The organism is Agromyces sp. NPDC058064 (assembly GCF_042885275.1).
Classification (GTDB): domain Bacteria; phylum Actinomycetota; class Actinomycetes; order Actinomycetales; family Microbacteriaceae; genus Agromyces.
In genome coordinates this window covers 287,135-306,643 of the sequence record NZ_JBHVSE010000003.1, presented here as the reverse complement: position 1 = coordinate 306,643, position 19,509 = coordinate 287,135, and the positions used below count along the sequence as shown (strand labels likewise).

Genomic DNA, 19,509 nt, shown 5'->3' with positions numbered 1-19,509 from the left:
CATGCGTGACGCACTGCTCTTCGTCGCGCTCGTTCCCCGGAACGTCGGCGTGCTGCTCATCCGCGGCTACCGCGCCCTGATCTCCCCCCTCTACGGCGACGTCTGTCGCTACTACCCCTCGTGCTCCGCCTACGGACTCGGTTCTGTGCAGCAGCGAGGGCTCCTCGTGGGCTCGGCCCTCACCGCGTGGCGCATCCTGCGCTGCAACCCCTGGTCGCCCGGCGGCATCGACGACGTGCGCGCCGCCCGCCACCAGCGCTATCGCGTCACCCGCTTCGGCTGGGTCGTCCCGGCAGCGTGGGTCCACGCGGATGCCTCGGGCTCCGCGCCGCACGCGCACCCCCACGATCACGTCCACCATGTGGCATCCGCCGGTCTCGAGCCGGCTCAGTCTTCGACCCGCAACGATGCGGCGATCGTCACCGCCTCCACCACCATGTCCCGGAAGGACTGACACCGCCAAATGGACATCATCAGCCTGATCCTCTGGCCCATCAAGTGGGTCATCGAGCTGATCCTCGTCGCGTTCCACTCCCTGTGGACGTTCATCGGCATGGACCCGAACGCGGGCGCCACCTGGGTGCTCTCGATCGTCGGTCTCGTCATCGTCGTTCGCGCCGCGCTCATCCCGATCTTCGTCCGGCAGATCAAGAGCCAGCGCCGCATGCTCGAGGTGGCGCCGCAGCTCAAGAAGATCCAGGACAAGTACAAGGGCAAGAAGGACCAGTACTCGCGCGAGGCCATGTCGCGCGAGACCATGGAGCTCTACAAGAAGACGGGCACCAACCCGCTCTCCTCGTGCCTGCCCCTGCTGCTGCAGATGCCGATCTTCTTCGGCCTGTTCTCGGTGCTCAACGACGCCCAGCACGACAAGGCCGGCGTCGGCGTCTTCACGCAGGACCTCGCGAACTCGTTCGCCAACGCCGAGTTCCTCGGCGCGCCGCTGAAGTCGACCTTCATCGGCGAGTGGAACCTCATGGTCGCGGGCATGCCGTTCAGCCTCAACGTCATGCTGATCGCCCTCGCGATGATCATCCTCATGACCGCCTCGCAGTTCATCACCCAGCTGCAGATCGTCTCGAAGAACATGTCGCCCGAGACCAAGGCGAGCCCCATGTTCCGGCAGCAGCGCATCCTCCTGTACCTGCTCCCCCTCGTGTTCGCCTTCTCGGGTGTCGCGTTCCCGCTCGGCGTCATGTTCTACTGGCTCGTCTCGAACTTCTGGACCATGGGTCAGCAGTTCGTCGTCATCCGCAACATGCCCACGCCCGGCAGCGACGCCGCCAAGGCACGCGAGGCTCGCCTGGCGAAGAAGGGCAAGCTCGTCGTGGAGGAGAAGGCCGAGGGCGCCATCGCCGTCGAAGAGCCCAAGAAGACTCAGCGCCAGCAGCCCATGGGCAAGTCGCGCGCCAAGAAGCAGGGGAAGTAACCATGACCGACGTGCAGCACGACGCCTCCGAGCGTTCGACCTCGCAGCTTGAAGAAGAGGGCGACATCGCCGCCGACTACATCGAGGAGCTGCTCGACATCACCGACCTCGACGGTGACATCGACATCGACGCGCGCAACGGCAGGGCCTACATCTCGGTGAACGCCGGCGAAGGCGCCAACCTCAATCTCCTCTCGAAGCCCGACACCGTCAGCGCGCTGCAGGAGCTCACGCGCCTCGCCGTGCAGACGAAGACCGGTGCGTTCTCCCGCCTGATCCTCGACATCGGCGGCTCGCGCGACGCTCGTCGAGACGAGCTCGCCTCGCTCGTGACCCGCGCGGTCGAGCGCATCGAGGCCGGCTCCGCCGAGGCGTCGCTCCCCCCGATGTCGTCCTACGAGCGCAAGCTCGTGCACGATCTCGTGGCCGAGCACGGCTTCCACTCGGAGTCGCGCGGCGAGGGTGCCGACCGGCACACCGTGATCACGCGCGGCGCCTGACGACGCGCACGGCACGATGATCGACGGACTCGAACCCGAACCCGCCGCGGCCGCTGAGCTCTTCGGCTCGCACCTCGAGAAGGGGCGCGCCTTCACCGATGCGCTCGCGCGGCACGGCGAGGAGCTCGGGCTCATCGGTCCGCTCGAGCTGCCCCGGCTGTGGACCAGGCACGTGCTGAACAGTGCGCTCGTCGCACCGCTGCTCCGGCCCGGCCGCGTCGGCGACGTCGGATCTGGTGCGGGCCTGCCCGGACTCGTGCTCGCCATCATGCGACCCGATGTCGAGTTCACCCTGATCGAGCCGATGGAGCGCCGCGTCGCCTGGCTCGAGCGTCAGGCCGAGGAGCTCGAACTCGGGAACGTCACCGTCGTGCGGGCGCGCGCCGAGGAGTCGAAGCTCGGCGACTCGCTCGACCAGGTGACGGCGCGTGCCGTGAGCGCACTGCGCACACTGATTCCCGTGACCGCTCCCCTGCTTCGCGCCGGCGGAGAGCTGGTGCTCATGAAGGGCGCCGGCGTCGACGGTGAGATCGGTGCGGCCGAGAAGGTCATCCGCAAGTACAAGTTGACCGAGGTCGAGGTGCTCGTGCTCGGCGAGGGTGTCGTCCCCGACTCCGAGGTGACCAGGGTCTTCCGCGCGAAGGTCGACTGACTCGACGTCATCTGCGTTCCACAGCTGGCACCGAAAGGCACCGTTTCACGTGAAACGGTGCCTTTCGCTTTCGACGTCAGAGTGGTGTGTGTTTGGGTAGCTCGTCGCTGCGGTTGCGAGGCGGAGCGGGTGAGGAGAGGTCGAGGTGTTCGCTGCGTGGTCTGTTCTTCGTCTGCCGTTCCGAGACGAACGTGGGTCGGATGCCGATGGCTGGCGGGTGCCGGGTGGGCTGAGATCTTCGAATCGCGTGATGCGGCCCATCGCCGTGAGCGCAGCTCCGTCGAGCCTGGGGTGTGCCGGATGGGCTGTGTCTGGCGAGGTCGGTGAACCGGCAGGGCTCCGGCGAACGCGCTGATGTTTCACGTGAAACACTGCGGGTGACCCGAAGGGCCTAGAGGCAGACCCCGCTGCAGATGGCCGGGTCGGGTGCGTCGCGCCAGCGCCTCCGAGTCCGTGGTCTGCTCGATGCTCGGTGACTCCGGACCTGCGCCGGTCAGGCCACTGCAGCTCGAGGTGATCCGAACATCGGAACACCTGGCCGGCTGCGATGGTGCATCCGTTGTCGATCTGCGTCTCCGCAGGCACAGCTTCTCGCCTGACGCCTTCTGCCTGCGCTCGCCTTCCTGCTTCCTCCACGTCCGACACTGCGGGACTCCCCTCCGTGCACGCTCCGGCCTCGTGCTCGAACGCGGCCGTGCCCCCACTCCTGGCGGGCGTGAGGATGCGGTGTCGGCTCCGCCCGCGGGGCTCTCCGTGGGAGCCGTTCGCTGCGAACACTTCGCCGTCTGCCCCGATTCTTCTCTCCGGTGAGAGGTCTGCGTTGGGCGACGCGCCGCCGAGTGGGTGCTGCGAACTCGGTTGCGGGTGCGGGCTGGACTCATCCGCATCCACCTCTGGTCGAGGCTCGGAGAGACGACGTCTCAGGCCTCAATGCTGATTCGGGGTGAACCTGACTCGCACCCCGCCCGCTCCTACTGGCTGGACCCTGCTGTAGTTGTCTCCCCCGAACGCTCCCGCGGCCGGTTCCTCGCTCGCGCTCCGGTTCCGGCTCGCTCCACTCCCCTTTCGGGCTTCGGCTACTCCACGCTCCCGTTCCGACTTGAATGCCATTTCATGCCCCGCCCCGGCTTCCCCGCGGGTCCGCGTTGCCGTTCGGGTCTTCGCTCTCGCTCGTGGCACGCTGACTGCGCTTGGCTCCCGGGCCCACGTCGCGACGGCTCCCACTGGCGTTGCCGGCGGACCCACGCTCGATCTCGCTCCGGAGCACTTCCGGTTCCGCTCTGAGTCCCGCGGTCGGCTCAGCTCTGAGTCCCGCGGCAGGCTCTGTTTCGGCGTTCGCTCCCCTCCCCACTGTTGATACGCATGGAGGCACTCGTCGATCTTCGTGGGCGGCGCCCGTCGATCGTTTGCGCGCTGAGTGGTCGCATCCGCACCTACCCGTGCGAGTCTGTTCACCAAGCACGAGGCGAGTCTGTTCGCCAAGCAAGACGAGGACTGCACATCGGTCGGGCGAAGGACACGATGCCGCCAGCCCTTCGGACCGCCCGACCTGGGGCATCCATCCGGCGTCTGCACTGACGCGCGAGGATCACTCGGACTGACGCCACGAGCATCGGGGGCCGTGGACTGTGAGCCGATCCTCATCGCCCGCAGTGGAAGGGATCGGCTCCGAAGTCGTCGGTGGGACGTGAGGCCGGCATCGTCAGGGAAGACTGTGCTCGCTGCATCCCCGCCCGACCGGGTATCCACGGCCAGACCCAAAGCCGTGTGGCGCGAGATGATCGCGTGGCGAGTGCCTGGCTGCCGAACACCGGAGTTCTCCGTCCTCACGATCCGACTAGAGGCGCTTCGGGATGAGAGGTTCGCACCGCTCCCGTCGAACGGTCATTGTCAGGACGGCTGGTACGCCGCTCGCTCGACGCGCCGACACGGAGGCGGACGCTGTGGGGGTACGAGCGTCGGATGGTCGAGGCGCGGCAGCGTCGATCAACCATGACGCCATCCGTCGAGGCGCCCACGGGGCCGTCGAATCGCCGACTGCGGCCACGGAGAACCCTGGCCCAGATCGCCGGGGCCATCTGTGGGCACGCGATGTTTCACGTGAAACATCGTTCGCGATCGCGTCATCGACGAGAAGCAGAGGGTGTTCTGTCCAACGCCTCCCACGCGACGCGATCTCGCGAACTTCGCTCCACGAAGCGGTGCTTTCAGCCCACTGAAGGCAGTCGGGGCCGTTAGGCTTGTCTCTCGGGTCGAGCCCACGAAACGGGGCTACGGCGCATCATCGGTTTGGAGCAGAGGGCATGACACCTGGCGGGGGACGTGGATGGTTTCATCGCAAACGCCCCCAGCAGGTCGAGACGGTCGCCGAATCGAGCAGCACCGTCGGCCGAACCGATGAGGCAGAGGTCGTCACGGCTGAGCAGCCACCGCCGGTGAGCTCGCCTGATACGCCTGCGATGCAGAGTGACGACCCGCCCGTCCGCCCCGAAGCACCTGCGCTCTCCCCCGCCGTGCAAGAGCCACCTCGACCGGTCCCCTCCGCCGGTATCGACTGGGACGCGGCGACCGCGGCGGCACTTTCGGATGATCCGGCAGACGGCGGTGCGTCGACGCCGCACGGGGTCGATCACGCGCACGGGGCGGATCGACTGCTCGAAGACCTTATTCGGGAGATCGTCGGTGATGCTGCCGTCGACACGGCATCAGCGCTGCAGACGGCCCCGATCAGTGTGGAAGCACCGCCTGCGTCGGTCGAGGTCGAGTCCGGAGCGGCCCCTATCGCCGGCGCTCCGATCTCAGATCGCGCGAGTGTCCTCGACGATGAGACCGCGATCGAGACCGTCACCGAAACGCCTCTCGTGTCCGAGGCGGCAGAGCCTGCCACGGTGTCGCTCCAGTCGTCCCAGGTGGAACCGTCCGCATCGCACGAGGAGTTCCCACCGCCGATGCCTGAAGCCGACCTGCCTGCGCAGGGAGGCGAGATCTCAAAAAATTCTCCGGCTTCGCCGGACCAGATCCCCATGGAATCGGCGGCTCCCGCGCCGGCCAAGCCGATCACCGCCCCCGATGTTTCACGTGAAACATCGATCGATCACGGAGGAACTCCCCTGGCTTACGAACTTGCCGACGAGACCCGTCGGCGCATCGCGCTCGAGGAATCGGTGCTGCCGCTGCCGCCCGCGACACGCGTACTCACCATTTCGAACCAGAAGGGCGGCGTCGGCAAGACCACGACCGCCGTCAACCTGGCTGCGGCGCTCGCACGTTCCGGCGCGAAGGTGCTCGTCATCGACCTCGACCCCCAGGGCAACGCCTCCACGGCACTCGGCGTCGACCATCGCTCCGAGCAGAAGAGCGTCTACGAGGTACTCGTCGCCGACCTTCCGCTCGCCGAGGTCATTCGCCCATCCACCGAACATGAACACCTCGACTGCGTCCCGGCGACCATTCACCTGGCCGGCGCCGAGATCGAGCTCGTCTCGCTCGTCGCCCGGGAGCAGCGCCTCCGTCGCGCACTCGACACGCACCTGGCCACGATGGAGCGAGCGTACGACTACGTCTTCATCGATTGCCCGCCGTCGCTGGGCCTGCTGACGATCAACGCATTCGTCGCGGCGCGCGAGGTGCTGATCCCGATCCAGTGCGAGTACTACGCGCTCGAGGGACTCTCGCAGCTGCTCAGCAACATCGAGCTGATCGAGAAGCACCTGAACCCCGAACTCCGTCTCTCCACGATCCTGCTGACGATGTACGACTCCCGTACCAACCTCGCCCAGCAGGTCGCGCAGGAGGTGCGCGATCACTTCCCCGTGCAGACGCTGCAGACGATCATTCCGCGATCGGTGCGGGTCTCCGAAGCCCCCAGCTACGGGCAGAGCGTGATCAGCTACGACTTCGCGTCGACCGGATCCCTTTCCTACCGAGAAGCCGCCGCAGAGATCGCCCGTCGTGGCGCGGCAACCCCCGAGGAGTCGAACTGATGGCAAGCAAGCGAACCGGACTGGGCCGTGGCATCGGCGCACTGATCCCGAGCGGCGACGACGCGGCGCGCGCGAGTCGGCCGGTCGACGTCTTCTTCCCCGACTCCGATTCGGCCTCCCCCTCCCCCGTGGCGGTCGCGGTCGTCGAGCAGGCGGCTGAGACCGAGGGCCTCGTCGCGGTTCCCGGTGCGCGTCTCGCGCGCCTCGACCCGAACGACATCGTGCCCAACGCCGTCCAGCCGCGCAGCGTCTTCGACCCCGAAGACCTGGCCGAGCTGGTTCACAGCGTGCGCGAGTTCGGAGTCCTCCAGCCGATCGTCGTTCGCCCGCACCCCGACCAGGCGGGCAAGTACGAGCTCGTCATGGGTGAGCGTCGGCTTCGTGCGACGAAGGCCGCCGGCCTCGACACGATTCCGGCCGTCGTCAAGGACACCGCGAACGAGGACATGCTGCGCGATGCCCTCCTCGAGAACCTCCACCGATCGCAGCTCAACCCGCTCGAAGAGGCCTCGGCCTACCAGCAGCTCCTCTCCGATTTCGGCATCACCCAGGAGGAACTCGCGAGCCGCATCGGTCGGTCGCGCCCGCAGATCTCGAACACGCTCCGCCTCCTCAAGCTGCCTGAGCCGGTGCAGCTGCGCGTCGCCGCGGGCGTGCTGACCGCAGGCCACGCTCGTGCGATCCTCTCGGTCGGCGACACCGATGAGATGCAGCGCTTCGCCGACAAGATCGTGAACGAGGAGCTCTCGGTGCGCGCAGCCGAGTCGATCGCGACGAAGGAGCCGAAGGCGTCGCGCCTCAAGCCGTCGGCCGGCAAGCGGCAGGACTTCCTCGACGATCTGGCGACGCGACTCGGGGATCGCCTCAACACCCGCGTGAAGATCGCGCTCGGCGCACGAAAAGGCCAGATCAGCATTGATTTCGCGACGGTTCAGGACTTGCGTCGGATCCTGAGTGAACTCGGCGAGGAGCTCGACGGCGTCTGATCCGGAATCCGTCGCAGGATCGCTCCTGACGAACTGAAATCGTCAGTTTCGGGAGTCAGGAAGTACGAGAACGGGGGTGGCCGAAGCCACCCCCGTTCTCGCATCTCAGTTCAGGCCGCGGACGATTCCGAGACCGTCCGAGCGTGTGCGGCACGAACGAGTTCGCCGTAGATGGACGCGGCGTCCGATCCGGATGCCTCGATCGCGAGCGGCACGAGCGAGGTCTCGGTGAGACCGGGCAGCACGTTGGCCTCGAGGAACCAGGGGGTGCCCGAGGCATCCACGATGAAGTCGACTCTCGACAGGTCGCGCAGGCCGAGCATGCGGTGCGCGAGGATCGCGGCGTCGTTCACCGCGGCGAGCTCGGCCTCGCCGAGGCGCGACGGCGCATAGAACGTCGTCTCCCCCGCGTTGTAGCGGGCCTGGAATCCGTAGATGCCGGTCGTCGGCTCGATCTCGACCGCGGGCAGGGTCGTCGGGCCATCGCCGGTGTCGATGACCGTGACGGCGATCTCGGTGCCGACGATGCGTCGCTCGACGACCGCGACATCGGCGTAGGTGAACGCCTCGACCATCGCCCGCGGAAGCTCATCGGTCGTCTCGACGATGGTGACGCCCTGTGCCGATCCGCCCGAAGCGGGCTTCACGACGAGCTCGCCGTCGAGCTTCTCACGCACGACGCGCAGCACGCTCGAGGCACCGAGTTCGCGGAACGCCTCGTGCGACAGCACGATCGACTCGGGCACCGCGACCCCCGCCTCGGCGAGCAGCGAACTCGCGACGGGCTTCGACCAGGCGCGACGAGCGGCCTGCCCCGATGAGCCGACCGACGCGACGCCGAGCGCGGCGAGAAGATCGAGCAGCGAACCGTCCTCACCGCTCGACCCGTGCAGGGCGGGGAACACGACGTCGGGTCGTTCGCTCGCCAGGAACGGGAGGAGTCCGGCATCGGGATCGCGCAGCGTCACGCGGTGGCCGGCCGCGGTCAGGGCGTCGGCGACGCGACGGCCGGAGCGCAGCGAGACATCCCGCTCATGCGAGATGCCACCCGCGAGAACGACGACGTGCAATCCGTTGGATTCGCTCATGATCAGGGATTCTCCGCTCAGCGAGGGGTGGTTCGATGGTCGAGGTTCACTTGAGGTCGGACGGCGGCGCGGACTCGTACCCGGCGGTCGGCGGCAGCTGCAGCGTGCCGGTTCCGGCGAAGGTGTCGAGCAGGTCGAGCTCGCCGTTGACGACGGTCGCGAGTCGGCGGATGCCGAGCCGGATCGCCTCGGGCGTCGGGTAGCAGAACGACAAGCGCATCGCGTGGCGGCCGCGGCCGTCGGCGAAGAAGGCGGTGCCCGGCGTATACGCCACGAGCTCCTTCACCGCGCGCGGCAGCATCTGCTTCGAGTCGAGCATGTCGGGCATGGTGACCCAGACGTAGAAGCCGCCGTTGGGATTCGTCCACGAGAGCTGCGGCAGGTACTCCCCCAGCGCTTCGATCATCGCGTCCTTGCGTTCGCGGTAGACGCCGCGGAAGGTGTCGATCTGTGCGCGCCAATCGGCGGTCGCGAGGTACTCGGAGACGACGAGCTGGCTGAACGAGGAGGGCGAGAGGATCGCGGACTCGGCAGCGAGGATGAGCTTCTCGCGGATGGCGTGCGGCGCAAGCGCCCATCCGACGCGGAATCCCGGTGCGAGGGTCTTCGAGAACGAACCCAGGTAGATGACGCCCTCGGCGTCGAGTGAGCGCAACGCGTTCGGGGCGGGATCGTCGAAGTGCAGCAGGCCGTACGGGTTGTCTTCCAGTACGAGGATCTCGTTGCTGCGGCAGATCTCGAGGATCTCGGGGCGGCGCTCGGCCGAGAGCGTCACGCCGGCCGGGTTGTGGAAATTCGGAATCGTGTAGAGGAACTTGATGCGCCGGCCCTGCCCGCGCAGGTGCGCGATCGTCTGGCGGAGCGCCTCGGGAATCAGGCCGTGCTCATCCATGGCGACGTGCACCACGTTCGCCTGGTACGAGCGAAACACACCCATGGCTCCGACGTACGACGGCGCCTCGGCGAGTACGACATCGCCCGGGTCGAGGAAGAGCTTGGCAACGAGGTCGAGCGCCTGCTGCGATCCGGTGGCGGTCACGACATCGTCGACGTTGCCACGGATGCCCTCGATCGCCATGACGTCGAGGATCTGCTCGCGAAGCGCGGGAATTCCCTGACCAGAGCCGTATTGCAGTGCAGTCGGGCCCTGTTCGCGCATGACCTTGTCCATCGAGGAGACGATCAGATCCTGCGGGAGCGCCGAGACGAACGGCATGCCGCCGGCGAGCGAGACCACCTCGGGGCGCGACGCGACGGCGAACAGGGCTCGAACCTCGGAGGCGGCCAGGCCGGCGGCTCGCTCGGCGTAGTTCGCGTACCAGGGGTCGAGATTGTTGCCGGTCCGCTGGGGGACGCCGTCAGAGGTCACTGCGAGTTCCGTTCTGCTCGGGATTTCCATGCTAGTTGCCGGTGAACCGGCGAAATGACGGATGACACGTGGCATCCGTCGTGGGTATGCGAAAGACCCGCCCGGCTTTCGCCGGACGGGTCTTCGTACGAATCGACCGCCGACTACGCGATGTAGGCGGCGAGGTCGGCCTCGAGGGCCGGCTTGGGCTTGGCGCCCACGAAGCTCTGCACGACTTCGCCGCCCTTGAACACCTTGAACGCGGGGATCGCGGTGATCTGGTACTTCATCGCGAGGTTCGGGTGCTCGTCGACGTTGAGCTTGACGATGTCGATCTTGTCGGCGTGCTCGGTCGCGATCTGGTCGAGGATCGGGCTCACGGCGCGACACGGGCCGCACCACTCGGCCCAGAAGTCGACGATGACGGGCTTGTCGTTCTTGAGGACCTCCTGCTCGAAGGTGGCCTCGGTCACTGCACGTGCGGACATTGCGTTCTCCTTAGATGAAGTTCAGTTGAAACTGACGAAACGGGAGGCTCGGTCGATCGAAGGATCGCGTGCGTCGGAGCCCCTGCCGTCTCACTTGACGACGGCGAACTCGCTCTCGAGGACGGCCTCTGCGGCGTTCTCGTTGCCGAGCGCGGCGAGGTAGTGCTCGGCGTCGAGCGCCGCAGCTGCACCGGAGCCGGCGGCGGTGATCGCCTGCCGGTAGTTCGGGTCGATGACGTCGCCCGCGGCGAACACGCCGTCGACGCTCGTGCGCGAGCTGCGCCCCTCGACCGCGATGGTGCCCTCGGCGGTCAGGTCGAGCTTGCCGTGCACGAGGTGGGTGCGGGGGTCGTTGCCGATCGCGACGAACAGGCCGTCGAGATCGAGCCCGCGCTCCTCGCCGTTCACCGTGTCGCGGAGGGTCACGCCCGTGACCGCCTCGGTGCCGTGGATCGCCGCGATCTCGGCGTTCCAGATGAACTCGATCTTCTCGTTGTCGAAGGCGCGCTGCTGCATGATCTTCGATGCCTTGAGCGTGTCGCGGCGGTGGATCACGTAGACCTTGTCGGCGAAGCGCGTGAGGAAGGTCGCCTCCTCCATCGCCGAGTCTCCGCCGCCGACGACCGCGATCGTCTTCTGGCGGAAGAAGAAGCCGTCGCAGGTCGCGCACCACGAGAGGCCGTGCCCCGACAGCACCTCTTCTTCGGGCAGACCGAGCTTGCGGTACGCCGATCCGGTCGCGTAGATGACGGCGGCGGCTTCGTGGATGTCGCCGTTGCCGAGCTTGACGCGCTTCACCGGGCCGTCGAGCTCGAGCTCGACGACGTCGTCGTAGACGACCTCGGTGCCGAAGCGCTCGGCCTGCTGCTGGAAGTTCGTCATGAGGTCGGGGCCCATGATGCCCTCGGGGAAGCCCGGGTAGTTCTCGACCTCGGTGGTGTTCATGAGCTCGCCGCCGATCTCGACCGAGCTCGCGATGAGCAGGGGGTTGAGCTGCGCGCGGGCGGCGTAGATCGCGGCGGTGAAGCCGGCCGGGCCCGAACCGATGATGATGATGTCGCGCAACGATGCTCCTTGATGCTCTCAGCGGTGCTGCATGTGGTGCGGCCTCCGGAGTCCGGAGGTCACGCCATGGTCAACACAGTCTAGGCGGCCGGTATTCCAGCCGCCTCGCGGCCGCGGGCGTGTGACGGATGCCTCGTGCTCGGCCGGTCGTCGATGGCCGCGCCCTGTGGTGGATCGGGCTCAGCGGCGACGCAGGCGGCGCAGCACGGGCTCTGCGAAACCGCGCAGCTCGGGGGTGTGGATCAGCCACAGCACGCCGAAGTAGACGGCCGACATCAACACGCCGATGATCGTCATCGAGACGAGGGACGGGATGAGGCCGGACATCGCGAAGCCGTCGGGGGTGATGCCCCCGAGCAGCACGAGGGCGACGAAGCCGACGATGACGGCGGGGACCGCCCCGATGGCGTACCGGACGAAGCTCGATGCCACGCGCCAGCCGTCGAGGCCGCCGAGTCGACGGCGAAGCAGGACCGACGCGAGCACGACCTGGGCGGTGCAGGCGATCGAAGTGAGCAGGGCGATGCCGATGGCGATGAACTCGGGCAGGACGTTCAGCAGGAGCAGCGCGCCGGCGCTGAACAGGACCACCTGGAAGAGCGTGAAGAAGAACGGGGTCTTCGTGTCGCCGAGCGCGTAGAACGTGCGTTGCACGATGAAGAGCAGGCTGAAGGGCAGCAGGCCCAGCATGTACGCCATCACGACGTTGCCGAACTCGACGTGCGTCTCGAACGAGGCGGTGCTCGCGAACGCCGTCGCGAACGGATAGCTGCACATCACGAGCACGATCGCGGCGAGCACGATGATGAGGCCGACGCCGCGGGCCGCACTCGACAGGTCGGCGCGCACCCGGTCGAGGTCGCCGTGCGAGGCGTGCTCGCTCATGCGGGTGAAGTACGCGGTCGCGATCGAGACGGTGATCACCGAGTGGGGCAGCATGAACAGCAGCCAGGCATTGCCGAGCGCCGCGACCGAGGCGCCTTGACCCGAGGCGCCGCCGGCGACGTTGGTCTCGACGAGGCCCGCGAAGGTCGTGAGCAGCAGCATGCCGAAGGTCCACGTCGCCATCCGGCCGGCGTCGCCGAGGCCGACGCCGCGCCAGCGGAAGTCGGGGCGATAGGAGAGGCCGATGCGACGCCAGAACCAGAACAGCACGACCGCCTGAATGGCGATGCCCAACGTGGCCGAGCCGGCGAGCACCGCGATCATCGCCGGATCCCACGCCTCGGGTGCTCGGTGGCCGTCGGGGTCGCTGCCCCAGATGGCCATGAAGACGACCAGACCGGCGATCGCGACCACGTTGTTGATCACCGGCACCCAGGTGAAGGGGCCGAAGCTGCGACGTGCGTTGAGCACCTCGCCGAGCAGGGTGTAGAGGCCGTAGAAGAAGATCTGCGGCAGGCACCAGAACGCGAACAGGGTCGCGAGGTCGCGCGTCGACTCGTCGAGCTTGAGGCCGTAGAGCAGGGTGAGGAGCGGGGCGGCGAGGGTCGCCAGCACGGTGATGCCCGCGAGCACCACGAGCGCGAGCGTGAGCAGGCGGTTGATGTACGCGCGCCCGCCGTCCTCGTGCAGGCCCGCCCGCACGATCTGCGGCACCAGCACGGCGCTCAGCACGCCGCCGGCGACGACGACGTAGACCGTGTTCGGCAACTGGTTGGCGACCGCGAACGCGTCGGCGCTCGGCGAGCTCGTCAAGCCGATGGCGCTCACGAGCACTGCGGCCTTCACGAAGCCGAGCACGCGCGAGACGATCGTGCCGGAGGCGAGGAACAGGCTGGCGCGGCCGATGCGGTCGTCAGTCACTCTTGGGGTCCTCGGGGTCGGGATCGGCCTGGGGTTCGGGTTCGGTCGCAGAATCCTGCACGGGTTCGTCGTCGGTCACGTCCGCCGCCCCGGTCGAAGCGGATGCCTCTGCGGCCTCCGCCGTCCGCTGCTTGCGGCGGCGGCGGATGTTGCGCCAGATGCCGAACCCGAAGAACAGCACGACCGCAGTGGCGAGGATGCCGGCGCCCAGGCCCTCCCAGTCGGCCTGGACGTTGCCGCTGATGTAGACGGTGCGTCCGACGGGGACCCCGGTCGGCGACGTGAGGGAGATCGCGATCGTGACCTCGCCGCGACCGACTCCCGCCGTGATCGGCACCTGCACCGAGCTGCGCGACTCGGCGGGGATGGACGCGGTGACGCTCTCGTCGACCACCAGTCGACCGTTCGAGGGGTCGGCCGAGACGATCACGGTCACGGGGTACGGCAGCGCGTTCAGCACCGTGACGGGCAGCGGCGTCTCGCGCGCGAAGATGTTGACGCTCGACGAGGGCACGACCGAGACGGCCTCGGTCGTCGCGCGTCGGGCGGCGAGCCATTCGGTCACCGCGGTGTCCCACGCGGCACGGTCGCCGAGCCAGCCGACGTCGAGCATCGCGAGGAGGTCGCGCCGGACCGGGTCGTTCAGCAGTGCGGGCTCGTCGAGCACGGTGGAGAACTCCGCGACCGAGGCCTCGGCATCGAGCATCCGACGGGCGGAGTCGACTCGACCGTCGTCCTCGGGGAGGTCGACGAGCGCGCGAGCGGTCGGCGGGGCGCCGATCGCCTCGGCCAGGCCGGCGGACTGCGTCGACGTCGACGCCGCAAGCTCGTCGAGCGTCGCGGCCACGCGATCCGAGTGCTCGCCGGCGTCACGGCCGAACGTCGCCAGCAGGGCCGAGGCCGAGTCGCCCGAATCGAGCGCGAGCTCGGCGAGCAGCCGACCGGTCGCCGATCGCCACTCGGTGTCGGAGTCGGCGAGGGACGCCTCGCGCAGCGGTGCGGTGAGACGGGCGTCGGCGACAACGGCGGTCGACCCGTCGATCGAGGCGGCGGCGCCGACCTGGTCGCCCGGCACCGTCACATTGCCGGAGGAGAGGATCGCGGTCGTGAGGCCCGCGGCGTCGAGCACTGCGAGGTCGCCCGTGGCGACGGTGTCGTCGGCGGGCCAGGCGATGTCGGTGCGGGTATACGGCCAGTCGAGCAGCATCTCGGTGCTGGGCACCTCACCGGGGGCGGGCGGGGTCGGTTCGGGCTTAGCGGGGTCGGTCTCGCCGGGCGGCGGCGTCACCGCGTCGTCGGCCGGCGCCTCGGTCTCGTCGACCTCGCCGCCGCCGCCCCCGTCGTCGGTGGCGGGCTGCTCGGGGAAGTCGGCCGGGTCGAGCGCATCGCCGAAGCCGGTCGGTGCGAGCAGCTCGGTCAGCCCGAGCTGCGCCTGCAGCGCGACATCCGCATCTGCATACGCGAGCGGGAATATCTCATTGCCGGCGCTGCCCAGGCGATTCAGCCACTCGACGGCCGAAGTCGGCGCCGAGCTGCCGAGCACGCGGATCGAGGCGATGATGCGCGGGTCGACGCCGATCGCCACGGCGCGGCCGGCGACCGCGTCGAGCTGACGGTCGAGGAGGCCGAGGGGCGAGGTCCACTCCTGGAGCGTCTCGGCGTCGAAGAGCCCCGCGGAACCCGCGGGGACGGTCAGCGGGTAGACGACGGCGACCGAGCTGGCGCTCGTCGCCGGCGCGGCGGAGGTGGCGAAGGCGTCGGTACCCGAGGCCACGAGCACGTCGTCGACGACGAGTTCGGCGCCGAGGCCGAGCACGGGCGCGCTGCCGGCCGCGGCGATCGCCGCGGCGGGAACGGTGAACGAGACGACGGCGTTCGAGCCGGCGGAGACCGGGCGGGTCTCGGCTTCACCGAGGGTCACGGTGTCGGGCGCGGCCTCGGCGTCGGTCGTGCCGGTGCTCGCGAGCCAGGCGTCGAGCTCGTCCGAGTCGTCGATGGCGTCGTCGGCGCGGGTGAGGCGCAGGGTGCCGGCGGCGAGCGCCTCCGCGGTGGCGTTCTCGACCTCGACCTGGACGGTCAGGGGCTGCCCGGCCGCGATGGTCGTCGCGCTCACCGGGGCGATGTGCAGCGCCACGCCCTCGGCCTCTTCGGCGACGGCCTGCACGGGGGCGGGCACCGAGCGCCGAACGTCGTCGGGTCCGCCTGCGACGGCGAGCGCCCCGAGCGGGGCTGCGACCACCGCGCACACCGCCGCGGCGGCGATGCCGAGCACGACGCCGCGGCGTCGCCCGTCGGGTGCGCCCCCTCGTTCGTGCGGGGCGTCGGCCGAGGGCCCGGACCGCCCCGAGGCATCCGCCGGATCGGCCGACGCCGTCGAGGGAAGCCGATCGCCGCGCGCGCGCGCAGGAGTCGGGTCGGCTGCCATGCAGGCGATTCTACGGTGACCGAGCCGGGCATCCGCTCGATGCGTTCCCCCGGTGCCGCTCACCCCGCCCGCTTAACATGGGAGGCATGCAGAGTGTCGCGGCAGCCCTCGACCGCCTGGCCGAGGCGGCGGCTTCGCCGACCGTCGCGAGGCTCGCCGACGCGTTCGACCGCGCGGGCCACGAGCTGGCACTCGTCGGCGGTCCCGTCCGCGATGCCTTCCTCGGCCGGGCCGTGAACGACCTCGACTTCACGACGGATGCCACGCCCGACGAGATCCTCGCGATCGTGAAGCCGATCGCCGAGGCCCACTGGGACATCGGCCGTGCCTTCGGCACGATCGGCGCCAAGGTCGCCGGCGAGACGGTCGAGATCACCACCTACCGCGCCGACGCGTACGACGGCGACTCCCGCAAGCCCGAGGTGGTGTTCGGCGACTCGCTCGAGGCCGACCTCACCCGCCGCGACTTCACCGTGAACGCCCTCGCCCTGCGGCTGCCGAAGCTCGAGCTGGTCGACCCGTCGGGCGGCGTCGAAGACCTGGTCGCGAAGGTGCTGCGCACGCCGTCGGCGCCCGAGCAGTCCTTCGGCGACGACCCGCTGCGCATGCTCCGCGCCGCGCGATTCGCCTCGCAGCTCGGCTTCGAGGTCGAAGACGGCACCGCGCGGGCGATGAGCGACCTCGCCCCCGAGATCGAGCGCATCTCGGCCGAACGCGTGCGCGACGAGCTCGCGAAGCTGCTGCTCACCGATGCCCCGCGAGCGGGGCTCGGCCTCCTCGTCGACTCGGGGCTCGCCGCGCGGGTGCTGCCCGAGCTGCCGGCGCTCCGCCTCGAACGCGACGAGCACCACCGCCACAAGGACGTCTACGAGCACAGCCTCACCGTGCTCGACCAGGCGATCGACTACGAGCGCGAACGCGCTCGCCTCGACTCGCCCGACCTCGTGCTGCGGCTCGCCGCGCTGCTGCACGACATCGGCAAGCCGGCCACCCGACGCTTCGAAGCGGGCGGTGCCGTCAGCTTCTACCACCACGACGTCGTCGGGGCGAAGCTCGCCCGCAAGCGCCTGCGGGCACTGCGGTTCGACAACGACACCGTCGCCGCGGTCTCGCGCCTCATCGAGCTGCACCTGCGGTTCTTCGGCTACACGGACGGCGCCTGGACCGACTCGGCGGTGCGCCGCTACGTGCGCGACGCGGGCGACGCGGAGCAGCTCGAGCGGCTGCACATCCTGTCGCGCGCCGACGTCACGACCCGCAATCGCCGCAAGGCCGACCAGCTCTCCTTCGCGTACGACGACCTCGAGGAGCGCATCGCGGTGCTCGCCGAGGAGGAGGAGCTCGCCGCGGTGCGGCCCGAGCTCGACGGCCAGCAGATCATGAGGCTGCTCGACATCAGGCCCGGCCCCGTGGTCGGCGAGGCCTACAAGTACCTCCTCGAGGTGCGGCTCGACGAGGGTCCCATCGGCGAGGATGCCGCGGCGGAGCGCCTGCGCGCCTGGTGGGCCGCCCGCGGCTGAGCGACGGCTCCGCCGTCCTCCCGCGGAGTTCGAGGCATCCTCGCTGTCGAATGGCGTGAGCGCGAGGCATCCGTTACCATTGACAGGTTGCCCGTGCGCCTCGATTGCGAGGCCTCCTCGGTGCGACGTATGCACAACCCTCCTGCTGCAGAGATCCTGTAGCCGCTGAGTCCGAAGGAGGTGGGTTAGTCATGCACCAGTACGAGCTGATGGTCATCCTCGATCCCGAGATCGACGAGCGCACCGTTGCTCCCAGCCTTGACAAGTTCCTCAACGTCATCCGTAACGATGGCGGCACCGTCGACAAGGTCGACATCTGGGGACGTCGTCGCCTGGCTTACGAGATCAACAAGAAGAGCGAGGGCATCTACGCCGTCGTCGACTTCACCGCCGAGTCCGCGACCACCAACGAGCTCGACCGCCAGCTGAACCTCAGCGAGGCCGTCATGCGCACGAAGGTGCTCCGCGCAGAAGAGGCGATCGCCCAGGTCGCCGCTCACGCGAAGGCTCAGGAGGCGAAGGCCGCCAAGAAGGCCGCCGCCGCCGCCAAGGCCCCCGCCAAGAAGGACGCCTAGTCCCCATGGCCGGCGAGACCATCATCACCGTGGTGGGCAACCTCACTGCAGATCCCGAGCTGCGTTACACGCAGAACGGCCTGGCGGTTGCCAACTTCACCATCGCCTCCACTCCTCGTACGTTCGACCGTCAGGCGAACGAGTGGAAGGACGGTGAAGCGCTGTTCCTGCGCGCGAGCTGCTGGCGTGAATTCGCCGAGCACGTCGCCGGTTCACTCACCAAGGGTTCCCGGGTCATCGCTTCCGGGCGTCTCAAGCAGCGTTCCTACGAGACGAAGGAAGGCGAGAAGCGCACCACCATGGAGCTCGAGATCGACGAGATCGGTCCCTCGCTCCGGTACGCCACCGCCACCGTCACTCGTGCGCAGTCCAACCGCGGTGCGGTCGGCGGCGGCTCCTTCGGGGGCGGCCAGTCCGACGACGCGTGGGCGCCCAGCGCTCCGGCAGCCCAGCAGCAGGGCGGCGGGGACGTCTGGAACACCCCCGGCACCGGCTACGGCGACGAGACCCCCTTCTAATATTCGGCGGGCCCTGAGGCCCGCATCCTCAAGACAGGAAAACCAATGGCTGGAAAGAGCAGCGGCGATCGCCGCAAGCCGAGCCGCGGGAAGGGCGCGAAGAACGCCGCCCCGGCGAAGTCGATCAAGGTCGGCATCATCGACTACAAGGACGTTGCGACCCTTCGCAAGTTCATCTCGGAGCGTGGAAAGATCCGCGCCCGTCGCATCACCGGTGTCTCCGTGCAGGAGCAGCGCCTCATCGCCCGCGCCGTGAAGAACGCGCGCGAGATGGCGCTCCTGCCCTACTCGGGCTCCGGCCGCTAAGGAGCACGACAATGGCAAAGGTTATTCTCACGCACGAGGTCACCGGCCTCGGCACGGCCGGCGACGTCGTCGAGGTCAAGAACGGCTACGCGCGCAACTACCTGGTTCCCCAGGGCTTCGCGACCCCGTGGACCCGCGGTGGCGAGAAGCAGGTCGAGCAGATCAAGGCCGCTCGCGCGGCTCGTGCCCTGCACTCGCTGGAAGACGCGCAGGCCCTCAAGGCCAAGCTCGAGGCCGGCAAGGTCAAGCTGGCCGTCAAGGCCGGCCTCGGCGGCCGCCTCTTCGGCTCGGTCAAGACGGCGGATGTCGCGAACGCGGTCGAGGCCGCGGGCCTCGGCTCGATCGACAAGCGCAAGATCCAGATCCCCACGCCGATCAAGTCGGTCGGCGACCACGAGGCGACGGTTCGTCTGCACGACGAGCTCACCGCGACGATCATCCTTCAGGTGGTCGCGGCGAAGTAATCGCCCGAGAGATCGCAGAGCGGCGGTCGGGAGCTTCGGCTCCCGGCCGCCGCTTCGTCGTGCCGGGACAGTCCTCGGTGTGCTGCCCGGGCGCGTCGGAGCCGGTGGGAGGGTCCCCCGGACGGGTGTCTCGCGCGCCCGGAACCGGTCGCTGCACCTACACCCGCGCGAGGGCGGCGCGCAAGTCCACATTGGGGTTCCCTGTGACTGTTGTACACAGGTGGAGAACTGGGTGGGGAATGTTCCTGAAGAAGTTTTTCCCCACAGGTGTGCAAAGTTTTTTGCCCTGATCAACACTGAATTCAACTCGTGTAATTCACATGATTTCCACAGTTCTCCACAGGTGGAATACACAT

General features: G+C 68.6%; 16 protein-coding genes and 1 pseudogene. 11 read left to right on the top strand and 6 right to left on the bottom strand.

Annotated elements, in window-relative coordinates; all coding sequences use genetic code 11:
- Position 1 precedes the first annotated feature (1 nt).
- From yidD to ACFVSL_RS13130, 6 genes and pseudogenes are all read left to right on the top strand, one after another.
- Positions 2 to 289 (top strand): annotated as a pseudogene (gene yidD, locus ACFVSL_RS13155) (membrane protein insertion efficiency factor YidD); the annotation flags it as partial.
- 174 nt (positions 290 to 463) lie between these two features.
- The gene (gene yidC, locus ACFVSL_RS13150) at positions 464 to 1,429 is read left to right on the top strand and encodes a membrane protein insertase YidC (protein WP_386941420.1); all 966 of its coding nucleotides are present in this window, start codon (positions 464 to 466) and stop codon (positions 1,427 to 1,429) included.
- 2 nt (positions 1,430 to 1,431) lie between these two features.
- Positions 1,432 to 1,929, top strand: coding sequence for a protein jag (locus tag ACFVSL_RS13145; protein WP_386941419.1), 498 nt, complete (start codon positions 1,432 to 1,434; stop codon positions 1,927 to 1,929).
- 16 nt (positions 1,930 to 1,945) lie between these two features.
- Positions 1,946 to 2,581: a 16S rRNA (guanine(527)-N(7))-methyltransferase RsmG gene (gene rsmG, locus ACFVSL_RS13140; RefSeq protein WP_386941418.1), complete on the top strand. Its 636-nt coding sequence runs from the start codon at positions 1,946 to 1,948 to the stop codon at positions 2,579 to 2,581.
- A gap of 3,023 nt (positions 2,582 to 5,604) precedes the next feature.
- Positions 5,605 to 6,564 (top strand): ParA family protein, encoded by a 960-nt coding sequence (locus tag ACFVSL_RS13135; RefSeq protein ID WP_386941540.1) that lies wholly within the window; start codon positions 5,605 to 5,607, stop codon positions 6,562 to 6,564.
- On the top strand, positions 6,564 to 7,550 hold the full coding sequence (locus ACFVSL_RS13130; RefSeq protein ID WP_386941417.1) for a ParB/RepB/Spo0J family partition protein: 987 nt from the start codon (positions 6,564 to 6,566) through the stop codon (positions 7,548 to 7,550). The genes ACFVSL_RS13135 and ACFVSL_RS13130 overlap by 1 nt, the downstream gene beginning before the upstream one ends.
- A gap of 110 nt (positions 7,551 to 7,660) precedes the next feature.
- On the opposite strand, the gene ACFVSL_RS13125 is transcribed toward ACFVSL_RS13130, so the two are convergent.
- The 6 genes from ACFVSL_RS13125 to ACFVSL_RS13100 all read right to left on the bottom strand — a co-directional run bounded on the left by ACFVSL_RS13125 (position 7,661) and on the right by ACFVSL_RS13100 (position 15,770).
- A complete protein-coding gene (locus ACFVSL_RS13125) occupies positions 7,661 to 8,638 on the bottom strand; it encodes an ATP-grasp domain-containing protein (RefSeq protein ID WP_386941416.1) in 978 nt (325 codons plus the stop codon).
- Positions 8,639 to 8,684: 46 nt separating this feature from the next.
- Complete coding sequence (locus ACFVSL_RS13120; RefSeq protein ID WP_386941415.1) at positions 8,685 to 10,007, bottom strand: PLP-dependent aminotransferase family protein; 1,323 nt, start codon at positions 10,005 to 10,007, stop codon at positions 8,685 to 8,687.
- A 143-nt stretch (positions 10,008 to 10,150) separates the two neighbouring features.
- Positions 10,151 to 10,474, bottom strand: a complete 324-nt coding sequence (trxA, locus tag ACFVSL_RS13115) for a thioredoxin (protein WP_157423773.1) — start codon at positions 10,472 to 10,474, stop codon at positions 10,151 to 10,153.
- A 90-nt stretch (positions 10,475 to 10,564) separates the two neighbouring features.
- Positions 10,565 to 11,539: a thioredoxin-disulfide reductase gene (trxB, locus tag ACFVSL_RS13110; RefSeq protein WP_386941414.1), complete on the bottom strand. Its 975-nt coding sequence runs from the start codon at positions 11,537 to 11,539 to the stop codon at positions 10,565 to 10,567.
- Between the two features lie 180 nt (positions 11,540 to 11,719).
- A complete protein-coding gene (gene murJ, locus ACFVSL_RS13105; protein ID WP_386941413.1) occupies positions 11,720 to 13,345 on the bottom strand; it encodes a murein biosynthesis integral membrane protein MurJ in 1,626 nt (541 codons plus the stop codon).
- On the bottom strand, positions 13,338 to 15,770 hold the full coding sequence (locus ACFVSL_RS13100) for a DUF6049 family protein (protein ID WP_386941412.1): 2,433 nt from the start codon (positions 15,768 to 15,770) through the stop codon (positions 13,338 to 13,340). Before ACFVSL_RS13100 ends, murJ begins: the two co-directional genes overlap by 8 nt.
- Positions 15,771 to 15,856: 86 nt before the next feature.
- Here ACFVSL_RS13100 and ACFVSL_RS13095 point away from each other — a divergent pair, with 86 nt between their 5' ends.
- From ACFVSL_RS13095 to rplI, 5 genes are all read left to right on the top strand, one after another.
- Complete coding sequence (locus tag ACFVSL_RS13095) at positions 15,857 to 17,290, top strand: CCA tRNA nucleotidyltransferase (protein WP_386941411.1); 1,434 nt, start codon at positions 15,857 to 15,859, stop codon at positions 17,288 to 17,290.
- A 191-nt stretch (positions 17,291 to 17,481) separates the two neighbouring features.
- A complete protein-coding gene (gene rpsF / locus ACFVSL_RS13090) occupies positions 17,482 to 17,865 on the top strand; it encodes a 30S ribosomal protein S6 (protein WP_376942722.1) in 384 nt (127 codons plus the stop codon).
- 5 nt (positions 17,866 to 17,870) lie between these two features.
- The gene (locus ACFVSL_RS13085; protein ID WP_386941410.1) at positions 17,871 to 18,383 is read left to right on the top strand and encodes a single-stranded DNA-binding protein; all 513 of its coding nucleotides are present in this window, start codon (positions 17,871 to 17,873) and stop codon (positions 18,381 to 18,383) included.
- Between the two features lie 45 nt (positions 18,384 to 18,428).
- Complete coding sequence (rpsR, locus tag ACFVSL_RS13080) at positions 18,429 to 18,689, top strand: 30S ribosomal protein S18 (protein WP_022889097.1); 261 nt, start codon at positions 18,429 to 18,431, stop codon at positions 18,687 to 18,689.
- Positions 18,690 to 18,700: 11 nt separating this feature from the next.
- Positions 18,701 to 19,153: a 50S ribosomal protein L9 gene (gene rplI, locus ACFVSL_RS13075; RefSeq protein WP_386941409.1), complete on the top strand. Its 453-nt coding sequence runs from the start codon at positions 18,701 to 18,703 to the stop codon at positions 19,151 to 19,153.
- Positions 19,154 to 19,509 lie beyond the last annotated feature (356 nt).